The sequence below is a fragment of the Streptococcus sp. 20925_1_69 genome (genome assembly GCF_041432365.1).
Classification (GTDB): Bacteria; Bacillota; Bacilli; order Lactobacillales; family Streptococcaceae; genus Streptococcus.
In genome coordinates this window covers 121470-140899 of record NZ_JAPVZL010000001.1, presented here as the reverse complement: position 1 = coordinate 140899, position 19430 = coordinate 121470, and the positions used below count along the sequence as shown (strand labels likewise).

At 39.7% G+C, this 19430-nt stretch carries 21 protein-coding genes, 2 tRNA genes and 1 pseudogene; 9 read left to right on the top strand and 15 right to left on the bottom strand.

Annotated features, from left to right (window positions below; translation table 11 throughout):
• Positions 1-131 precede the first annotated feature (131 nt).
• Positions 132-219, top strand: a tRNA-Ser gene (locus O3601_RS00755).
• A 78-nt stretch (positions 220-297) separates the two neighbouring features.
• Here O3601_RS00755 and O3601_RS00750 read toward each other — a convergent pair.
• The 4 genes from O3601_RS00750 to nox form a co-directional block, all read right to left on the bottom strand.
• The gene (locus tag O3601_RS00750) at positions 298-1632 is read right to left on the bottom strand and encodes an Nramp family divalent metal transporter (protein WP_000094595.1); all 1335 of its coding nucleotides are present in this window, start codon (positions 1630-1632) and stop codon (positions 298-300) included.
• Between the two features lie 1001 nt (positions 1633-2633).
• Positions 2634-3221 (bottom strand): pyridoxal 5'-phosphate synthase glutaminase subunit PdxT, encoded by a 588-nt coding sequence (gene pdxT, locus O3601_RS00745; protein ID WP_173227005.1) that lies wholly within the window; start codon positions 3219-3221, stop codon positions 2634-2636.
• Positions 3222-4097 carry a pyridoxal 5'-phosphate synthase lyase subunit PdxS gene (gene pdxS, locus O3601_RS00740; protein ID WP_000138526.1) on the bottom strand — a complete coding sequence of 292 codons (876 nt, stop codon included), beginning with the start codon at positions 4095-4097 and terminating at the stop codon, positions 3222-3224. It abuts the gene before it with no gap.
• 152 nt (positions 4098-4249) lie between these two features.
• Positions 4250-5629 (bottom strand): H2O-forming NADH oxidase, encoded by a 1380-nt coding sequence (gene nox, locus O3601_RS00735; RefSeq protein ID WP_371470390.1) that lies wholly within the window; start codon positions 5627-5629, stop codon positions 4250-4252.
• 310 nt (positions 5630-5939) lie between these two features.
• On the opposite strand from nox, the gene O3601_RS00730 reads away from it, so the two are divergent.
• From O3601_RS00730 to O3601_RS00715, 4 genes and pseudogenes are all read left to right on the top strand, one after another.
• Complete coding sequence (locus O3601_RS00730; protein ID WP_371470389.1) at positions 5940-6863, top strand: FAD:protein FMN transferase; 924 nt, start codon at positions 5940-5942, stop codon at positions 6861-6863.
• Between the two features lie 59 nt (positions 6864-6922).
• Positions 6923-7528 carry an NADPH-dependent FMN reductase gene (locus tag O3601_RS00725; RefSeq protein WP_020900666.1) on the top strand — a complete coding sequence of 202 codons (606 nt, stop codon included), beginning with the start codon at positions 6923-6925 and terminating at the stop codon, positions 7526-7528.
• A gap of 18 nt (positions 7529-7546) precedes the next feature.
• Positions 7547-8791 carry an NAD(P)H-dependent oxidoreductase gene (locus O3601_RS00720; protein ID WP_371470388.1) on the top strand — a complete coding sequence of 415 codons (1245 nt, stop codon included), beginning with the start codon at positions 7547-7549 and terminating at the stop codon, positions 8789-8791.
• Positions 8792-8837: 46 nt separating this feature from the next.
• Positions 8838-9083: pseudogene (locus O3601_RS00715) on the top strand (solute carrier family 23 protein); the annotation flags it as partial.
• 293 nt (positions 9084-9376) lie between these two features.
• On the opposite strand, the gene ffh reads toward O3601_RS00715, so the two are convergent.
• The 3 genes from ffh to O3601_RS00700 all read right to left on the bottom strand — a co-directional run bounded on the left by ffh (position 9377) and on the right by O3601_RS00700 (position 11760).
• Positions 9377-10948, bottom strand: a complete 1572-nt coding sequence (ffh, locus tag O3601_RS00710) for a signal recognition particle protein (RefSeq protein ID WP_371470386.1) — start codon at positions 10946-10948, stop codon at positions 9377-9379.
• An 11-nt stretch (positions 10949-10959) separates the two neighbouring features.
• Positions 10960-11292, bottom strand: a complete 333-nt coding sequence (locus O3601_RS00705; protein WP_000402066.1) for a putative DNA-binding protein — start codon at positions 11290-11292, stop codon at positions 10960-10962.
• A 90-nt stretch (positions 11293-11382) separates the two neighbouring features.
• Positions 11383-11760 (bottom strand): DUF1934 domain-containing protein, encoded by a 378-nt coding sequence (locus O3601_RS00700; protein ID WP_371470383.1) that lies wholly within the window; start codon positions 11758-11760, stop codon positions 11383-11385.
• 71 nt (positions 11761-11831) lie between these two features.
• On the opposite strand from O3601_RS00700, the gene O3601_RS00695 reads away from it, so the two are divergent.
• Both O3601_RS00695 and yidA read left to right on the top strand, forming a co-directional pair.
• Positions 11832-13136, top strand: a complete 1305-nt coding sequence (locus O3601_RS00695; RefSeq protein WP_371470382.1) for an HD domain-containing protein — start codon at positions 11832-11834, stop codon at positions 13134-13136.
• A gap of 12 nt (positions 13137-13148) precedes the next feature.
• Positions 13149-13955 (top strand): sugar-phosphatase, encoded by an 807-nt coding sequence (gene yidA / locus O3601_RS00690; protein WP_371470381.1) that lies wholly within the window; start codon positions 13149-13151, stop codon positions 13953-13955.
• A 31-nt stretch (positions 13956-13986) separates the two neighbouring features.
• Here the strand turns inward: yidA and O3601_RS00685 are convergent, their stop codons facing one another.
• The 7 genes from O3601_RS00685 to O3601_RS00655 all read right to left on the bottom strand — a co-directional run bounded on the left by O3601_RS00685 (position 13987) and on the right by O3601_RS00655 (position 16775).
• Positions 13987-14532, bottom strand: a complete 546-nt coding sequence (locus tag O3601_RS00685; protein ID WP_371470380.1) for an AbiV family abortive infection protein — start codon at positions 14530-14532, stop codon at positions 13987-13989.
• Positions 14533-14675: 143 nt separating this feature from the next.
• Positions 14676-14747: transfer RNA gene (locus tag O3601_RS00680), tRNA-Arg, on the bottom strand.
• A gap of 42 nt (positions 14748-14789) precedes the next feature.
• Positions 14790-15137 (bottom strand): 50S ribosomal protein L19, encoded by a 348-nt coding sequence (gene rplS / locus O3601_RS00675; protein ID WP_001068669.1) that lies wholly within the window; start codon positions 15135-15137, stop codon positions 14790-14792.
• 118 nt (positions 15138-15255) lie between these two features.
• A complete protein-coding gene (gene crcB, locus O3601_RS00670) occupies positions 15256-15585 on the bottom strand; it encodes a fluoride efflux transporter CrcB (protein ID WP_371470378.1) in 330 nt (109 codons plus the stop codon).
• Positions 15579-15953 carry a fluoride efflux transporter CrcB gene (gene crcB / locus O3601_RS00665; RefSeq protein ID WP_371470376.1) on the bottom strand — a complete coding sequence of 125 codons (375 nt, stop codon included), beginning with the start codon at positions 15951-15953 and terminating at the stop codon, positions 15579-15581. Before crcB (O3601_RS00665) ends, crcB (O3601_RS00670) begins: the two co-directional genes overlap by 7 nt.
• Positions 15950-16216: a chorismate mutase gene (locus O3601_RS00660; protein WP_000362436.1), complete on the bottom strand. Its 267-nt coding sequence runs from the start codon at positions 16214-16216 to the stop codon at positions 15950-15952. Before O3601_RS00660 ends, crcB (O3601_RS00665) begins: the two co-directional genes overlap by 4 nt.
• Positions 16217-16331: 115 nt before the next feature.
• Complete coding sequence (locus O3601_RS00655; protein ID WP_001162128.1) at positions 16332-16775, bottom strand: flavodoxin; 444 nt, start codon at positions 16773-16775, stop codon at positions 16332-16334.
• 103 nt (positions 16776-16878) lie between these two features.
• On the opposite strand from O3601_RS00655, the gene O3601_RS00650 reads away from it, so the two are divergent.
• The gene (locus O3601_RS00650) at positions 16879-17814 is read left to right on the top strand and encodes a bifunctional oligoribonuclease/PAP phosphatase NrnA (RefSeq protein WP_371470374.1); all 936 of its coding nucleotides are present in this window, start codon (positions 16879-16881) and stop codon (positions 17812-17814) included.
• Positions 17815-17909: 95 nt separating this feature from the next.
• Entirely contained in the window at positions 17910-18152 is a 243-nt protein-coding gene (locus O3601_RS00645; protein ID WP_000710764.1) for a type B 50S ribosomal protein L31, read from the top strand.
• 104 nt (positions 18153-18256) lie between these two features.
• Here the strand turns inward: O3601_RS00645 and O3601_RS00640 are convergent, their stop codons facing one another.
• Positions 18257-19414, bottom strand: a complete 1158-nt coding sequence (locus tag O3601_RS00640; protein WP_371470299.1) for a tyrosine-type recombinase/integrase — start codon at positions 19412-19414, stop codon at positions 18257-18259.
• Positions 19415-19430 lie beyond the last annotated feature (16 nt).

Below are 19430 nucleotides of genomic sequence, written 5' to 3'. Positions count from 1 at the left end.
CATTCTATCACACTTTCTTTTAAAGTCAAACATTTTTTATCATTTTCTTTCAAATTCTATCATTTTTCTCATTTCAAAAATTTTTAATTGCAAGATAAGAACCTTTATGGTAGACTATTTGAGTAAGTATTGGAAGATTACTCAAGAGGCTTAAGAGGCCGTGTTGGAAACGCGGTAGGCGTGTAACAGCGTGCGTGGGTTCGAATCCCATGTCTTCCGTTTATTTTAAAAAAGATACCCAAGAAATCTTGGGTATCTTTTTTCTTATATGCTTGTTTTATAACTCGGGTGAATTTCTTAGAAAATATCAAATAACAATTTCACATTGAGAATTGTTAAGATAATGGAAACAATATAACCAAGGATGGTATTCCATTTAGCATTGGTAAATTCGCCCATCAGTGATTTCTTAGAAGTTAAATAAATCAAAGGGAAGATTGAAAACGGAAGAGCGATTGAAAGAAAGACCTGTGAATAGACCAATAACTGATCCAAGGTTTTTTCCTGATGACCAAACAGAACTGCAACTATCATGACAGGTAGCAAGGCAAAGAGGCGAGTCGCCAAACGAATGAACCATTGAGGCAATCTCATATGCAAGAAACCTTCCATAACGATTTGTCCAGTCAAGGTACCCGTAATTGTCGAATTCTGACCACTGGCTAATAAAGCCAAGGCAAACAAGGTTGATAAGGTCGAGCTAGCTATAGCTCCTGCAATAGTAGAATCCTGCAAGGCATTATACATTTGAGAGAAGGCAGAAATCTCGGATGCATGGCCGAAAAAGAGAGCCGCTCCTAAGATCAAAAGAAGGGAGTTAACGACAAAGGCCAAGGATAACTCGAGATTAGAATCCCAGGTCATAAAGCGTACGGCTTTTCGAACATCATTTTTGTCCTTGTGATTGATTTTACGAGTCTGTGACAAGGATGAATGCAAATAGAGGTTATGAGGCATAACAGTTGCTCCCACGATCCCTAGTGCCAAGGTTAATTGACTTTCATGCCCTGGCAAGGGACTTTCAAATAAGGTTGCATTCGGTAGATAACCCTCAACGATTCCTTGGAAGCTTGGATGTGACAAAGCTACCAGATAGGTAAAAATTGCTAGAATGGTTAAAATCAGTGTTGTCACAATAGCTTCAATCTTCTTAAAGCCAAATTTCATCAGAAGCAATAAGAGAAAAACATCCAACACGGTCAAGAGAATTGCTATCATAATCGGAATCTTAAAGAGAAGATTGAGAGCAATCGCTGAACCTAGAACTTCTGCCAGATCTGTCGCCATCAAGGCTAATTCTAAAATCACCCATAGACTATAACGAAGCCATTTAGGTGAATGATGAGCCGTTGCTTGAGCCAGGTCCATCTGGGTTACAATACCAAGCTTTCCTGCCATCTGCTGAAGTTGCATGGCAATGAGAGATGAAATCAAGATAACAAACAAGAGACTATACTTATAGGAAGCACCACCGACTACACTGGTAATCCAGTTTCCTGGATCCATATAACCAACTGCGACAAGAGCACCCGGACCTAAAAAGGCCTTTAAATTTTGCCAGAAATGATTGTTATTTGGAGTATCGATAGATTGATTAATCTCAGAGAGTGACACTTTTTTATGAGAAGACATAGATACTTACCTCTTTCTAAACCTACTTTTTCATTATTTTCTATTAGAGAAAAATAAGATTGACTTTAAACTATTAAAACAATGAAAACTATATGAAAAACATTTAGTTTTTTCATTATTTTTCTTAAGGCACCTTAATTATAACAGAAAATATGATAAAAACTTAAGAAAATTCAGGACTTGATTTAATATTTAGGATACAACAAAATGTTGTATTCTTTTTTGCAAAAGAATACCAAAAAATAAAATAAAAAACGTTGTAAAATTCAACACCTGATATTATGCGTTTTCTGATTTTAAAGACTTTTTGCCTGACCCTTTTCACCTTGTTAAAACACCATTGATCTTAACTCATCACTTACCTCTTAAAAAATCTTTAGAATTGCCTTAATCCCCTTTATTGTATCGCGTTTGGAGTTTTTTAGGTATAACCTTCGACGCGCACCTTACGTAGGACGACAGACTCATAGCTTTATACATAATAGAACGAGTATCTCCATCTGTAGAGATACTCGTTTTTTGCTATTTTCAAAGTGTTCTTTTTGACCAATCCCATACATCATTTTTATAGTAAATTGAAACTAGAATAGTACATCGTGGATACTAAAACATTTCTAGAAATTAATTTGATTTCCCTAATCAAGTTGCACACATCTTATTTCAAACTACTATATATTCAATGAAAATCAAAGAGCTAACTAGGAAGCTAACCGCAGGTTGCTCAAAGCACCGCTTTGAGGTTGCGGATAAAGCTGACGTGGTTTGAAGAGATTGTCGAAGAGTATTAAGGAGTATAGAATAGTATTTTAACTCCATCCTCTAAAGTGCTCCCAATAAAAGATACTTGAACACTATATTCAGCATATAAGCTTTATGCCCTAAGTCAAAACAATCATTCTTTTCTAATTTATCGTAAATAAATCTAAAATCACAGAATACTGTCAGATGACTTAAAAAATGATTCTTTGGAAAAAGCGAATCAAAACTTGATTTATCACTTTTTATTCCACTATCTTTTTGTCACACATATTTATAAAGTACTGGTGCAAGCGAACATCATCAGTCAATTCTGGATGAAAAGAAGTTACCAACATATTTTTTTCTTGGGCTGCAACGATTTGATCTTCAACTGTTGCTAGAATTTCTACACCCTCTCCAACACTGCTGATAATTGGACCACGGATAAAGGTCATTGGAATCTGACCGACTCCCTTACATTCTGCTTCCGTGTAGAAACTTCCTAGTTGGCGCCCATAGGCATTGCGCTCGACCACCATATCCATAGTTCCAAGATGACTTTCTTCCTGAGAAGTAATTTCCTTAGCCAGCAATATCAAGCCTGCACAGGTTCCAAAGGCTGGTAAGCCAGATAGAATGGCTTCTCGAATGGGAATCAGCATGTCCTGGTCGCGTAAGAGTTTGCCCATGGTTGTAGACTCTCCTCCAGGTAAAATCAAACCTGACAAGTCACTCTGATGTTGCTGAAAATCCTCTAAATTTCTGATTTCAACACTCTCGACACCTAATTGATCCAACACTTTTGCATGTTCTGCAAAGGCACCTTGCAAGGCCAATATTCCAATTTTCATCTATTTCCCTCGCTCAGCCATGAGGATTTGGATCTCATTTTCATTGATACCAACCATGGCTTCCCCTAGATCTTCAGAGATTTGAGCTAGAATTTGAGGATTACGGAAGTTAGTTACCGCTTTGACAATGGCACTCGCTCGTTTAACAGGATCTCCTGACTTGAAAATACCTGAGCCGACAAAGACACCCTCTGCCCCTAATTGCATCATTAATGCCGCATCTGCTGGCGTTGCAACGCCTCCAGCCGCAAAGTTTACAACTGGCAATTTTCCATGCTCATGGACATATTGAACCAATTCTACAGGGACTTGCAATTCCTTGGCAGCAACATAAAGTTCGTCCTCACGTAGATTTTGAATGCGGCGAATTTCCTGATTCATCATACGCATATGGCGAACAGCTTGGACGATATCTCCTGTACCTGGTTCTCCTTTGGTACGAATCATAGAGGCACCCTCAGCAATACGTCGCAAGGCTTCACCCAAGTCCTTAGCCCCACAAACAAAAGGAACTTGGAATTCTTTTTTGTCCACATGGAAACGGTCGTCTGCTGGAGATAAAACTTCACTCTCGTCGATATAGTCAATCTCAATGGCCTCTAAAATCTGAGCTTCAACAAAATGCCCGATTCTGACCTTGGCCATCACTGGAATACTAACCGCTTCTTGGATTTCCTTAATCATCTTTGGATCGCTCATGCGGGAAACTCCACCAGCTGCACGAATATCAGCTGGAATCCGCTCCAAGGCCATCACAGCTGCCGCACCAGCAGCTTCTGCAATACGGGCCTGTTCAGGATTCTGAACGTCCATGATAACCCCACCTTTGAGCATCTGTGCCAAGTTTTTATTTAGTTCATAACGATTTTCAGTCATTTCTTTTTCCTCATCATTTATATTGGTAGCTACCATTTCATTTTAATTCAGAACAGAAGGAATCACAAGATAAAAAAAGGATAATTGTGTGGGTACACATCAACTTAAAAAACTATCTGACCTTAACTTAAGGCCAGATAGTTCATCAAATTTTATTTTTCAGCTGTAAGTGCAGCCATTGTGATGTAGTTGTAAGGTTTGTTGAAGTGTGGCAAGAAGAAGAGGTCTGTCAATGCCAATTTATCGATTGTCACATGCTCTTGGATAGCAAGTGAGAACATGTGGATTCCCATGCTAATTGCAATATCATGTGAAACCATTTGGGCACCAAGAATTTCACGACTATCTTTGTCAAAGACAATCTTAATCGCTACTTCATGGTTATCATGTTTCATGAATTCTGGTTTTTGTAGATCGTTAAAGCCTGTTTCAGTCGCATTGTAGCCAGCAGCTTTTGCTTTTTCAAGTGTCAAACCAGTTGAAACCATGTGAAGACCGTAGATAGAGATACCGTTTGAACCTTGCACACCGATTCCTTCCAATTCATGTCCACAAGCGTTGTAAGCACCCACAATACCAGTACGAACAGCGTTTGAAGCAAGAGCGATGTAGCTAGTTTCTTTACGAGCATTGTCATAGACAGTTGCACAGTCACCAACGGCAAATACACCTGGGATAGATGTTTCTTGTTTCTTGTCTACAAGGAAGGCACCGTTGCGGAAGAGTTCGATCTTACCATCAGCAAGGGCTGTGTTTGGACGGAAACCAACTGCAAGGATAACCATGTCTACATCGAAAGTCTCTTTATCAGTAATCAAGCGTTCAACTTTACCGTCACCTTCGATTGCTTTAACAGTTTGACCAAGAGCCAAACGGATGTTGTGGTCTTCCAAGTTCTTGGCCATCATTTTTGTGAAGTCTTTGTCATAGTAACCGTTCAAGACAGTATCTACAATATCAACAAGCACAACTTCTTTTCCAAGACGTTCAAAGGCTTCAGCAAGTTCAACACCGATATAACCACCACCAACAACGGCGATACGGTCAAGGTGTTTGCTCTTGTCAGCAAGCTTATTGATGACTTCTTCAGCGTTTTGGTACAATTTAACGAATTGTACGTTTTCAAGAGTTGCTTTAAATTCGCGGTTTCCTTTAACAATTTCAACACCTTCGATTGGTGGCAAGATTGGTGTAGAACCTGTAGCGAAAATCAATTTCTCGTATGATTCTTTGTGCTCTTTTCCTTCAACTTCTGCTGTAACTACTTTGTTATCATAGTCGATTGAAAGAACTGGTGAGTTCATGTAAACCTTAGCACCTTTAGCTTCCAATTTTTCTTTATCAGAATAGAACAAGCCTTCAGCACCGTCGATTTGTTCACCAATCCAAAGGGCCATTCCACATCCTAGGAAAGAGATGTTAGAGTTTTGGTCAAATACAACGATTTCGTTCTCATTCCCAAAATTATCCAACATAGTATTAATACATGCTGTACCAGCGTGGTTAGCACCAACTACAACGATTTTACTCATAGAAAAATTCCTACCTTCAATTTTAAATTTACTCTTCTAGTATAACATTTACTGTTAGCGTTTACAAGAGTTTTGCTAATTTTCCCGATTTTTTTGTAAAAAAATGTAAATAATTTGTATTTTATCATTCTTTCTTACAATTATTCTTTATTTTCTGAGCATATTTCTTGACAACTTTACAAATTTTATTTGTGAAAACGCTGACTTTATGGTATGCTAATATCATGGAAAGAAATTGTAAGGGGTTAAATTTAACATAAATTTACAATATTTCAATCTTCTTTTCACATAAGAGAAAGGAGTTGATAGATTGCCTCTTAGTTCACATTCTGAACGGCTAATGGGGACTACTATCACTATTTCATTAGTAGATGAGCGAGCCGATATCTTGCTTCAAAAATCCTTTAATTTACTCAAAGAGCTAGAATACCGCTTCAATGCCAATAGCCAAGAATCTGAGTTGATGGAGATCAATTATCAAGCTGGAATATCTCCAGTCAAAGTTCATCCAGACCTGTTTGAACTGATTTCACTTGGGTTAGAGCATAGCTTAGCGCCCTCTAGCCATCTCAACATCAGTATTGGTCCCTTAATTCAAACCTGGCGCATCGGTTTTTCAGATGCCAAAGTTGCCCAACCTCAAGAAATTGAATCGGTACTCCCTCTAATCAATCCTCATTATATCGAGTTAGATTCTTCTACTTCTACTGTGTTTTTAAAACAGAAAGGAATGAAGATCGATCTAGGTTGTTTAGCCAAAGGATATAGTGCAGATAAGGTTGCCCAATTTCTTAGGAAAGAGGGTGTGACTTCTGCCTTGATTAATCTGGGAGGGAATGTTCTGACCATTGGAAAAAATCAGGCAAGAGGGAATCAACCTTGGCAAATCGGGATTCAAGACCCATCCAATCCTAGGGGAAATCACTTAATGACCATCCCTGTTGTCAATCAATCTGTCGTGACTTCAGGCATTTATGAACGTCACCTGACAGTCGATGGAAAAGATTACCATCACATTTTTGACAGTCAGACAGGATATCCTGTTGAAACAGAACTCGCTAGTCTGACAATCATCTCTGATAAATCAGTTGATGGTGAAATCTGGACAACTCGACTCTTTGGAGAAAGACCTGCTTCTATCCTTTGGCAAGTCGAAAGTTTGGAGGGAATCGAAGCGATTCTGATTGATAAGGAAGGTCACCTAAGTTGTTCTTCAGGAATTCCTACTCTATAGAGATAACTGTTTCAATGGAGTTTTAAAATCGTATTATGTAAAAAGAGAAAGGAAATCTCATGTTAAAACTTATTGCTATTGTTGGAACAAATTCAAAACGTTCTACAAACCGTCAATTGCTTCAATACATGCAAAAACACTTTGCTGATAAAGCTGAAATTGAACTTGTTGAAATCAAGGATATCCCTGTCTTTAACAAGCCAGCTGACAAGCAAGTACCTGCTGAAATTTTGGAAATTGCTGCTAAAATCGAAGAGGCAGATGGCGTTATTATCGGTACTCCTGAATACGACCACTCTATCCCAGCTGTTTTGATGAGCGCTCTTGCTTGGTTGTCTTATGGTATTTACCCACTCTTGAACAAACCAATCATGATTACAGGTGCTTCTTACGGTACACTTGGTTCATCACGCGCCCAATTACAACTTCGCCAAATCTTAAACGCACCAGAAATCAAAGCAAGTGTCCTTCCTGATGAATTCTTGCTTTCACATTCTCTTCAAGCCTTTAATCCAAGTGGAGATCTAGTAGATCTTGATGTTATCAAAAAACTGGATGCTACTTTTGATGACTTCCGTATCTTTGTAAAAATCACAGAAAAATTGCGCAACGCACAAGCCTTACTTCGCAAAGATGCTGAAGAATTTGACTGGGAAAATTTGTAAGATAGGAGACCAAAAAGAATGAAATTTGTTGGACTTGTAGGATCAAACTACGATCAATCATATAACCGTAAACTCTTGGAATTCATCCGTCGTCACTTCAAACTCAAATTTGAATTAGAAGTCCTCGAAATTGATGAAGTTCCAATGTTTAACCAAGACGAAAAATGGGATGAAAGTTTCCAATTGCGTCTCTTGTATAACAGAATTACGCGTGCTGATGGTGTCATTATCGCTACTCCTGAGCACAACCACACAATCTCAGCTTCTCTAAAATCTGTTCTTGAATGGCTTTCATACGAAGTTCATCCATTTGAAAACAAACCAGTCATGATTGTGGGAGCTTCTTACTACGACCAAGGTACTTCTCGTGCCCAAGTTCACCTTCGTAAGATTCTTGACGCTCCAGGTGTTAATGCCTATACGCTTCCAGGTAACGAATTCCTTCTTGGTAAAGCCAAAGAAGCTTTCGACGATGAGGGCAATATCTCAAATGAAGGAACTATTAATTTCCTTGAAACATGCTTGGACAACTTTGTAAAATATGTGGGAGTCGTTTCAAAATTGAAAAAACCAAAACCAATTGAGCCAGAAGATTTATATTGTACAAATTCAATTGCAACTACCATCCAAGGTGTTGACCCAGATGATCCTGAATGGGTAGAAAAAGCTGCTGAACTTGTTGGAGCTGTTTCTGGAGATACTTACGTTAAATTAGACCACGGTATCTTGACAGTTAACCAAATTGATATGTTCTTGAAAGCAATGCCATTTGAATTGACATTTGCAGATGATAACAATCAATTCTTGTACTTTAACAATGCCCACCAAGACCCAGATACAATGTTTGGTAAACGTGTACGTGCTCAATCAGGAAATAGATTAGGAACAGTACACGGTACATTGCCCGATTCTAGAATGAAAAACGTTGAATGGGTTGTCGGCGTATTGCGTAACGGGGATCAAGAATATGTCCGTACAATTGTGCCAGGAACACCTGAAGGTGTTATTAATACCCATAATTACCAAGCAATGTACTACCCAGATGGTTCATATGCTGGAATTAATGAAATTATCTTTAATTTCCAACCATGGCTTGACTGGTACCTCAATACAACTGGTCAACGTTTAGTCGGTGGAAATGCTGCAGCATCTGCTGGCGGACACGGTCACGGCGATGCAGATGCTACATCTGGAGCTTCTGATTCAGGTGATGCCGGTGGTCACGGTGGTGGCGCAGACGCTACATCTGGCGCAAGTAACTAATAACTTTAGGAACCATCTTGGTTCCTTTTTTAGTGACTCTTTATCAACTGTTCTTGGTGGTATGTCAATCCTTCTCTATGGAGTTATAGCCAGCAACGGTTTGAAAGTCTTGATTAAAGAACGTGTTGATTTTGGTCAAATGCGTAACCTCATCATCGCAAGTGCTATGTTAGTCCTTGGACTTGGAGGAGCTATCCTTAAACTTGGTCCAGTTACCCTTTCAGGTACTGCTCTATCAGCCATGACAGGAATCATCTTGAACTTAATCTTGACATACGAAAATAAAGACTAATACTCTTCGAAAATCTCTTAAAACCACGTCAACGTCGCCTTTCCGTAGATATATGTTACTGACTTCGTCAGTTCTATCTGCAACCTCAAAACAGTGTTTTGAGCTGACTTCGTCAGTCTTATCTACAACCTCAACGCAGTGCTTTTAGCAACCTGCGGCCAGTTTCCTAGTTTGCTCTTTGATTTTCATTGAGTATAAGAGTCTAAACACATCAAACAACGAGCATTTCCAATTGCGGAAGTGCTCATTTTTCTTCTTTCTAAAAAAGGAAAGCCCTGCGGCCTTCCTTTGTCTTACTTGCGTTTCTTCTTCGCTTTCTTCATCTTGTTAGCCATGCGTTTCATGGACTGTTTCATGGCGAATTCACCGATTTTACCCTTGAGTCCGCCACCAAACATCTGGCTCATATCTGGCATTCCTGCTCCTCCGAGAGCTGACAAGTCAGGAATACCACCTTGTCCCATCATTCCTTCAAGGGCAGACATATCCATTCCTCCCATATTTGGCATATTTTTAGGAAGGTTGTTTGGATTGATCCCCATTTGCTTCATCATTTTGTTCATATCCCCAGACATGACTCCTTGCATGAGTTGTTTAGCCTGGTTAAAGTCTTTGATGAATTTATTGACTTCTACAAAAGTATTTCCAGAACCTGCGGCAATACGACGACGACGGCTTGGATTTAACAAATCTGGATTTTCACGTTCTTCAGGAGTCATGGAAGATACAATAGCACGTTTGCGAGCAATCTGGCGCTCATCAACCTTCATATTTTGAAGGGCTGGATTGTTGGCCATACCTGGAATCATCTTGAGCAAGTCCTCCATTGGCCCCATATTTTGCACCTGATCCAACTGATCAATGAAATCATTGAAATCAAAGGTGTTTTCACGCATCTTCTCAGCCATTTCAAGGGCTTTTTGCTCATCGTATTCTTGAGAAGCTTTCTCAATCAAAGTGAGCATATCCCCCATGCCAAGGATACGGCTAGACATGCGGTCTGGGTGGAAGGTTTCAATGTCCGTAATCTTTTCACCTGTACCAGTGAACTTGATTGGTTTTCCAGTAATGTGACGAACCGATAGAGCCGCACCACCACGAGTATCCCCATCAATCTTGGTAAGGATAACCCCAGTCACTTCCAACTGAGCATTAAACTCACGCGCAACATTGGCCGCTTCTTGACCAATCATGGCATCAACGACGAGCAAAATTTCATTTGGTTGAGCCAATGCTTTCACGTCACGAAGTTCACTCATCAAAAGCTCATCAATCTGCAAACGACCTGCCGTATCAATCAAGACATAGTCATTATGATTGGCTTGGGCTTGTTCCAAACCTTGACGAACAATCTCCACAGCTGGTACCTCTGTCCCAAGAGCGAAAACCGGTACATCAATCTGTTGTCCAAGAGTTTTGAGCTGATCAATGGCAGCCGGACGATAGATATCCGCCGCAATCATCAAAGGACGGGCATTTTCTTCTTTCTTGAGTTTGTTGGCCAGTTTGCCTGCAAAAGTTGTTTTACCAGCCCCCTGCAAACCGACCATCATGATAATCGTCGGAATCTTAGGTGACTTGATAATTTCTGCCGTATCAGAACCTAAAACAGCTGTCAGTTCCTCATCAACGATTTTAATAATTTGTTGCGCAGGATTAAGGGTATCAATGACTTCATGTCCGACTGCACGCTCACGAACCTTCTTAATAAAGTCCTTTACAACAGGCAAGGCAACGTCAGCCTCAAGCAAGGCCAAGCGAATTTCTTTGGTTGCCTCTTGGACATCAGATTCAGAGATTTTTCCTTTTTTACGTAGATTTTTAAAGACGTTTTGCAAACGTTCTGTTAAACTTTCAAATGCCATTTTTCTTCCTCTTATTCTCTATTATCAATGCTTGTTAAAATTTCTATCTGCTCCTGCAGAAAGTCATCCTTGGGATAGCGCTCCAAAATCTGGTCAAAAATCTGACTGCGGACAATGTAGTCCGAGTACATGTGCAATTTCATCTCATAATCTTCCAGAATCTTTTCTGTCCGCTTGATATTATCATAGACAGCCTGACGACTGACGCCGAACTCTTCAGCAATCTCAGCAAGACTGTAATCATCAGCGTAGTAGAGCTCTATATAATTCATTTGCTTATCTGTCAAAAGCGCTGCATAAAATTCAAAGAGCGCATTCATACGATTGGTTTTTTCGATTTCCATAACTTTTATTATACCAAAAATTAGCCTAATCTACCACACTAGGAAGTCAATCCAAGAAGATAGCCAGGTAAATTTGAAAAAGACGAGATCCTAGCCCCAAGTAATTTCCAATTGATAGCTGGCAAAGGGATGTCCCTCTTGATTTTGTAGTTGATAGTCTAGGTAAATCGTTTGCCCATCAACTTCATAACGGCTCGTTTGGATGATAAACTCCTGCATGCCCATAGGTGTCGGAATATAGGCTAAACTATCACTATCCTTTAGAAAACGCATAATGGTCTTGGGATTGGAAAAACGGCTCATCACCAGTTCTTGACCATGGAATTTAATCACTACTTTTTCCTTTTCCTCATTGTAGAAAAGCAAATAGCTATAATCTCCCTTTTCATGCACTTCCACGTCATAAAGTTGGTCAATCACTTCCAACTGCTCATCAAACTGAATCGTATTTCGCATCCGAATCTTCACATCAAGTCCTCTTTCTTGTCTCTTGTCCTACTATTTTACCAAAAACTCTAGCTTTTTGCTATAATGGTCATATGAACGAAAAAGTATTCCGTGACCCTGTTCACAACTACATCCATGTCAATAATCAAATCATCTATGACTTGATTAATACAAAAGAATTTCAGCGTTTGCGTCGTATCAAACAACTGGGAACTTCCAGTTATACCTTCCACGGTGGAGAGCACAGCCGCTTCTCACACTGTCTAGGAGTCTATGAAATTGCACGACGCATCACGGAGATTTTTGAAGAAAAATATCCTGAAGAATGGAATCCTGCCGAGTCTCTCTTGACCATGACCGCTGCTCTCCTACATGACCTTGGGCATGGTGCTTACTCCCATACTTTTGAACATCTCTTTGATACCGACCATGAAGCCATTACTCAGGAGATTATCCAAAGTCCTGAAACGGAGATTCACCAAGTCCTACTACAAGTGGCACCTGATTTCCCAGAAAAGGTAGCCAGTGTCATCGACCATACCTATCCTAACAAGCAGGTTGTGCAACTCATTTCTAGTCAGATTGATGCAGACCGCATGGACTATCTCTTGCGTGACTCCTATTTTACGGGAGCTTCCTATGGGGAATTTGATCTGACTCGCATTCTCCGAGTCATTCGTCCTGTCAAAAATGGTATTGCCTTTCAGCGCAATGGCATGCACGCCATCGAAGACTACGTCCTCAGTCGCTACCAGATGTATATGCAGGTCTATTTCCACCCAGCAACACGAGCCATGGAAGTTCTCCTGCAGAATCTCCTCAAACGCGCCAAGGAACTCTACCCTGAGGATAAGGACTTCTTTGCACGAACATCTCCACATCTCCTGCCTTTCTTTGAAAAAAATGTAACCTTGTCTGATTATCTGGCTCTGGATGATGGTGTGATGAATACCTACTTCCAACTCTGGATGACCAGTCCTGACAAGATTCTTGCAGACCTGTCGCAACGCTTTGTCAACCGCAAGGTCTTTAAATCCATTACCTTTTCACAAGAAGATCAAGACCAACTAGCTAGCATGAGAAAATTGGTTGAGGACATCGGCTTTGATCCAGACTACTACACTGCCATTCATAAGAACTTCGACCTCCCTTATGATATCTATCGTCCCGAATCTGAAAATCCACGGACACAGATTGAGATTTTACAAAAGAATGGTCAACTAGCCGAACTCTCTAGCCTGTCTCCTATTGTCCAATCCCTTGCTGGTAGCCGTCACGGAGATAATCGTTTTTATTTCCCGAAAGAAATGTTAGACCAAAACAGCATCTTCGCAAGTATCACCCAGCAATTTTTACACTTGATTGAGAACGACCATTTTACCCCAAATAACAACTAGAAGAGGAAATTTATGAGTATTAAACTAATTGCCGTCGATATTGACGGAACCCTAGTCAACAGCCAAAAGGAAATCACTCCTGAAGTCTTTTCTGCTATCCAAGATGCCAAAGAAGCTGGTGTCAAAGTCGTGATTGCAACTGGCCGCCCTATCGCAGGTGTTGCCAAACTTCTGGACGACCTGCAGTTGAGAGATGAGGGTGACTATGTGGCGACCTTCAACGGTGCCCTTGTCCAAGAAACTGCTACTGGTCATGAGATTATCAGCGAATCCTTGACCTATGAGGATTATCTGGATATGGAATTTCTCAGTCGTAAGCTCGGTGTCCACATGCATGCTATTACCAAGGACGGTATCTACACTGCCAATCGCAATATCGGAAAATACACAGTGCACGAATCAACCCTCGTCAGCATGGCCATCTTCTACCGCACACCTGAAGAAATGGCTGACAAGGAAATTGTCAAATGTATGTTCATCGATGAACCTGAGATTCTTAATGCTGCTATTGAAAAAATCCCAGCAGAATTTTACGAACGCTACTCCATCAACAAATCTGCTCCCTTCTACCTCGAACTCCTTAAAAAGAATGTAGATAAGGGTTCAGCTATCACCCACCTAGCTGAAAAACTAGGATTGACCAAAGATGAGACCATGGCTATCGGTGACGAAGAAAATGACCGTGCCATGCTGGAAGTCGTTGGTAACCCTGTTGTCATGGAAAATGGAAATCCAGAAATCAAAAAAATCGCCAAATACATCACCAAAACAAATGACGAATCCGGCGTTGCCCATGCCATCCGTACATGGGTACTGTAAAAGAAAAGAATAAATCAGTTTTCTTTGATAACTAGATTGAGTAATCTGTCCATCCCACCAGATTATCATCAAATGATTCTATCGCAAATAAAAGTAGATTTCTTGCAAATTCTTGAGTAATTAAATCTTTTGGTGTCACAATATTGTTATTTTTTCTATCACAATAAATTGCTTTTTCTCTTAAATCTTTTAATTCACCAGAATAAATAAATTGAAATATCTTTTCCAAATTTTCATCAGAAATTGCATTTTTAATCCTTTCGCCCATACAAATAGTGTAGCTTGCTCCTACAATTTGTTTAGACTTATGATCTCTTAATTTATCTTTTCTCACATAGGAATCTGAACCTTTAATAAACATCCCCATTCTAATTTTTCCAACCTCTTCTATCACGCTAATAGCTAGAAAAGATGCAGAAGTATAGGAACTATTTATATACAAAACATATGAATCCGAAATCAACTGAACAACATGATCTAAACATTTATTCAATTGTTCAGTTGAAGAAATATAAAAATTGCTAGCTCCGTTTAAGATAGATTCTATCTTATCAAAAGAAAAATCTTTATCAACCATTAGTACTCCAAATTTTATAATTTATGATATTTTGTTAAAGTTCTTCTAGCGATTGCTTATCGAATCTACGTCGACACTTTTATATAAATCTTGTAATTTAGGGGCGAAGCACATCAAACGCCCAGTAAAATCAATAGTTTACATGCCCCCTGCAGGAATCGAACCTGCAACTACTCCTTAGGAGGGAGTTGTTATATCCATTGAACTAAGGGAGCTAGATAAAAACTCTGCTGAAAAAGCAGAGTTTTTTAGTCGAATTAACGACGGATTTCTTTGATACGAGCTGCCTTACCTTGAAGTGCACGCAAGTAGTACAATTTCGCACGACGTACTTTACCGTAACGAACAACTTCGATTTTTTCAACACGTGGAGTGTGGATTGGGAAGATACGCTCAACACCTACACCGTTAGAGATTTTACGAACTGTGTAGTTTTCTGAGATGCCAGCACCTTTACGTGCGATAACAACACCTTCAAAAATCTGGATACGTTCACGGTTACCTTCGACAACTTTCGCGTGTACACGAACAGTGTCACCAGGACGGAATGAGGGGATATCTGTACGAAGTTGACCTTCAGTCAAGCTTTGGATTAATGGATTCATTTTATTCTCCTATCTTTGTCAATCTTGAGGAACCTTCCTCAGCGGATAAACTGTATTTTTGTGCGTCCATTACACACAAGATACAGTTTACCAAATTTCCAGAAAAAAGTAAAGAAATTTATAGCAGAATTCCTAAAAAAATTGCAACCAAACCACCTAGATAGGTTAAAGTCAAGTAAGAATAAAATACCTTCTTATCACTTAACAGTCTTTGAAGTTCGTCATTCAAGGTCGAAAAAGTTGTCAAACCTCCACAAAATCCTGTTGCTAGAATAGCATAGATTCCCTTAGACTCTACATGATTGTAGAATAATCCAATCAAAAAACACCCTAAAAGATTTGCTATAAGCGTTCCGAGTGGCAATTTAAAAGCTTGATTATAGCGGGAAAAGAAATAGCGCACTAAAGCTCCGAAACCACAAGCAATTGCAAGATAGACGATTACCATTTCTTCCTCCCTAGAAAATAAGCCAAGAGTAGACCTCCACCAATACTCAAAAGCAAATACAGGACTAAACTAAGATAACGCCCTGTATCAAGCAGTTTTACAGCATCAAGCATTAGACTAGAAAAGGTGGTCAAACCACCACAAAAACCTGTCCCCAGAGCTAAAATCACGCCTTTACTGGTTCCTTTATAGACCAGATAGCCCTTGACAAGATAAACCAGGCAGAAAATTCCCAGATAGTTGACAAAGAGAGTGCCCCAAGGAAAGTCAGGACTGGCTGGTAACCAAGTGGAAACTAGGTAGCGAATCAATCCACCCAACATAGCAGCTAGAAAAATCCCTAGCGGATAAAATTGTTCTTTTTTCATTTGATATTTTGATCCTGATAATCACGCGAACGTTTGAGTATGTCCGAAAAAGTCGCGACAATAGTTTCCTGATAGCGCTTATCTCCTACACGACTTCTAACCTTTTCAAAAATAACCGCTTCTCTCTTAGTATCTAAAATCGGTTTCCCTGAAGCCTTCTTATAAGCGACAACCCCTTCAACTAAGTGCATTCGTTCTTCTAGAAGTTTAACAATTTGATCGTCGATTTGATCAATTTCTTGGCGAATAATATCTAAATCCATAGTGTCTCCTCCTTTATTTGAATTATTGTATCAAAAAGCCATCAAATAGGCTAGTAAAATCCCAACTCTCGATAAGAAAAATGCACTGATTGATTACATCAGCGCACTTTTATGCTTATCCTACTTTAGCAGCCAATTCTTCTGCGAATTGTTCCAAGCGTTCGATATCTTCTTCCTCAGCAGAAAGATCAACTTTGACACATTCAGAACCTTTTTCTGCTCCTGTTGAAACAAAGACACGATCAAAGTCATCAACAGCCTTACAGAATTCATCGTAGAAGGTGTCACCTGAACCAACCACTCCGTAGATTTTACCATTCAAATTGAGATCAGCTAGGTCTTCGTAGAAGTCCATCATCTCATCTGGCAATTCACCATCACCATAAGTATAGGTCGCAACGATAGCGATGTCAGCTTCCAAGAAGTCTGAAGCGTCAACAGTTGTACATTCATCAACATCGACATCCAAGCCCAAGTCACGTAATTTGTCTGCTACAATATCTGCAATTTCTTCGGTATTACCGGTCATACTGGCAAATACAATTTTTGCTAATGCCATATCGTCCTCCTCAATTTATCTTTCTCCATTATATCACATCTTTTTCATTTTAAAAATAAAAATTCTTGTGCTACAATGAAATGAGAAAGAATTGAGGTTATTTATGGACATTTGCCATCAAATTTTAGAAAAAATCAAAGAATACGATACGATTATCATTCATCGTCATATGAAACCAGACCCTGATGCCTTGGGAAGTCAGGTAGGTTTAAAAGCCTTGTTGGAGCATCATTTTCCAAAAAAAACCATCAAAGCCGTTGGTTTTGATGAACCAACTCTTACTTGGATGGCTGAAATGGATTCTATTGAAGATAGTGCCTACCAAGGCGCACTTGTCATCGTCTGTGATACAGCTAATACTGCTCGTATCGATGATAAGCGCTATAGTCAAGGTGATTTTCTCATTAAGATTGACCACCATCCAAATGATGATGTATATGGTGACCTATCTTGGGTGGATACTAGTTCAAGCAGTGCTAGCGAGATGATTGCCCTATTTGCTGAAACAACCCATCTGGCCTTGTCAGATCGCGCTGCTGAATTGCTCTTTGCAGGAATCGTTGGTGATACAGGTCGTTTCCTCTACCCTTCTACCACTGCACGCACCCTCCGCCTGGCTGCCTCTCTGAGAGAACAGAACTTTGATTTTTCGGCTCTCACTCGCAAAATGGACACTATGAGCTACAAAATTGCTAAACTTCAAGGCTACATCTATGACCATCTGGAAGTGGATGAAAATGGTGCAGCGCGCGTTATCCTGAGTCAAGAAGTCTTAAAACAATTCAATGTTACCGATGCTGAAACTGCAGCCATTGTCGGTGCACCTGGACGCATTGACAGTGTGAGTCTCTGGGGAATTTTTGTAGAGCAGGCTGATGGCCACTACCGTGTCCGCTTACGCAGTAAAATCCATCCTATCAATGAAATTGCCAAAGAACATGATGGAGGAGGCCACCCGCTAGCAAGTGGTGCTAATTCCTATAGCCTAGAGGAAAACGAAATCATCTACCAAAAGTTAAAAAACTTGCTTAAAAACTGATAAAATACTTGCCAAACTTTTCAGAATCTGATAGACTAGTATGGTAACAATCTATGGCTCGCAAAGAGACCATGGCAGAAAGGAAATATTGCAAAATGAAAAAAGATATCCATCCAGAATATCGCCCAGTTGTCTTCATGGACACAACTACTGGTTACCAATTCCTTAGCGGTTCAACAAAACGCTCTAACGAAACTGTTGAGTTCGAAGGCGAAACTTACCCATTGATCCGTGTGGAAATTTCATCAGACTCACACCCATTCTACACTGGACGTCAAAAGTTCACTCAAGCAGATGGACGCGTGGATCGTTTCAACAAAAAATACGGTCTCAAATAATCAACCGCATTTATTGCTTAAAAACGTTGATACAAAGCCTTTTCCAAGAAATTGGAATTGGCTTTTTTTGTTTTTAGTACCGTTTTTGGTACCGTCTTGGAAAACTAACCTTTTGCACTATCCAGATAATCTACAAATTTTGTGATAGCTTTCTTCTCTCCTGCTACTGTAGAATGGCTATAAGTATCCAGGGTCATCTGACTACTTGCATGACCTAATCTTTTGGCCGCATTGACAGGGTCAACCCCTACTTCAATCATCAAGGTTGCATGAGTATGTCTGAAGCCATGAGGAGTTATCTTCTTCAAGCCATGTTTCCTGATGATCCGCTTTAGAACACTATTGATATAATCCTGATATAAAGGTTCTATCTTTCCGTCTCGATCAACAAACGTAAACATATAATCGCTATCAATCAATGGGGTAACTGACAGTTGCCCCTTTTCTCTTCTGCTCTTTTGTTTCCACTCTTTCAAAATCGAGATTGTCTTAGTATCTAAAGGGATTTGCCGTATGGAAAACCTGTTTTTGGTGCTTTTCTCAACGGCTTTCCCCTTGATTCTACCTAGGTTTTTGCTGATAGACAGTAATTGATTGTCAAAATCAATATCAGACCACCTCAAAGAATACAACTCCCCTTTCCTTAAGCCACTATAGGCCAACAAACGAAATAAGGCATAGTTTTTATAAGGCTCTTCTGCCTTAATAATAGCTAAAAACTCATGCAACTCCTCAACGCTAAAGAAGTTATCTGACTTCTTCCGCTCTCTTTTGGGGAGTATCGTTTGCTTCATTGGATTGTCTGTTATCAATTTCATTTTCAAAGCAAAATCAAACACTTGGCTAGTGTAAGATTTTACCTGTTTGATATTTCTAAAAGTCTGACCTTTTTCGGTGATAAAGTCCTGGCAGTGCCAAGGAGTAATTTTGGAAATTTTCATCTTTCCAAGAACTGGCAAGATATGGATTCTAAACAAATCATCTGTACGGACGCTTGTCGTCCTCTCTACTGTGTTTTGATAAGTTTTGAACCATTCCTCAAAAACTTCATCAAAACGTCTCTCAGAGGCTCTCAGAAGCCCTGAGAGGTCGCCTAACGCTTTTTTGTGGTAAATCATAGCTTCATACTGTCTAGCCTCTCTAAGGCTCTTAAAACCGCTTTTAAAGAAGTCCTGACGTTTGCCATCAATCACCCTGTAGATTCTGACCTTATAAAGATACCCTGATTTAGACTTTTTAGCCTTATATTTAATAATAGACATTCTAATTTCTCCTTTA

Coding starts and splice junctions, on each gene's coding strand:
- O3601_RS00750 (WP_000094595.1), bottom strand. CDS start 1,632: ATGTCTTCTCATAAAAAAGTGTCACTCTCTGAGATTAATCAATCTATC.
- pdxT (WP_173227005.1), bottom strand. CDS start 3,221: ATGAAAATTGGAATATTGGCCTTGCAAGGTGCCTTTGCAGAACATGCA.
- pdxS (WP_000138526.1), bottom strand. CDS start 4,097: ATGACTGAAAATCGTTATGAACTAAATAAAAACTTGGCACAGATGCTC.
- nox (WP_371470390.1), bottom strand. CDS start 5,629: ATGAGTAAAATCGTTGTAGTTGGTGCTAACCACGCTGGTACAGCATGT.
- O3601_RS00725 (WP_020900666.1), top strand. CDS start 6,923: ATGTTAAAACTTATTGCTATTGTTGGAACAAATTCAAAACGTTCTACA.
- O3601_RS00720 (WP_371470388.1), top strand. CDS start 7,547: ATGAAATTTGTTGGACTTGTAGGATCAAACTACGATCAATCATATAAC.
- ffh (WP_371470386.1), bottom strand. CDS start 10,948: ATGGCATTTGAAAGTTTAACAGAACGTTTGCAAAACGTCTTTAAAAAT.
- O3601_RS00705 (WP_000402066.1), bottom strand. CDS start 11,292: ATGGAAATCGAAAAAACCAATCGTATGAATGCGCTCTTTGAATTTTAT.
- O3601_RS00695 (WP_371470382.1), top strand. CDS start 11,832: ATGAACGAAAAAGTATTCCGTGACCCTGTTCACAACTACATCCATGTC.
- yidA (WP_371470381.1), top strand. CDS start 13,149: ATGAGTATTAAACTAATTGCCGTCGATATTGACGGAACCCTAGTCAAC.
- O3601_RS00685 (WP_371470380.1), bottom strand. CDS start 14,532: ATGGTTGATAAAGATTTTTCTTTTGATAAGATAGAATCTATCTTAAAC.
- rplS (WP_001068669.1), bottom strand. CDS start 15,137: ATGAATCCATTAATCCAAAGCTTGACTGAAGGTCAACTTCGTACAGAT.
- crcB (WP_371470378.1), bottom strand. CDS start 15,585: ATGGTAATCGTCTATCTTGCAATTGCTTGTGGTTTCGGAGCTTTAGTG.
- crcB (WP_371470376.1), bottom strand. CDS start 15,953: ATGAAAAAAGAACAATTTTATCCGCTAGGGATTTTTCTAGCTGCTATG.
- O3601_RS00660 (WP_000362436.1), bottom strand. CDS start 16,216: ATGGATTTAGATATTATTCGCCAAGAAATTGATCAAATCGACGATCAA.
- O3601_RS00655 (WP_001162128.1), bottom strand. CDS start 16,775: ATGGCATTAGCAAAAATTGTATTTGCCAGTATGACCGGTAATACCGAA.
- O3601_RS00650 (WP_371470374.1), top strand. CDS start 16,879: ATGGACATTTGCCATCAAATTTTAGAAAAAATCAAAGAATACGATACG.
- O3601_RS00645 (WP_000710764.1), top strand. CDS start 17,910: ATGAAAAAAGATATCCATCCAGAATATCGCCCAGTTGTCTTCATGGAC.
- O3601_RS00640 (WP_371470299.1), bottom strand. CDS start 19,414: ATGTCTATTATTAAATATAAGGCTAAAAAGTCTAAATCAGGGTATCTT.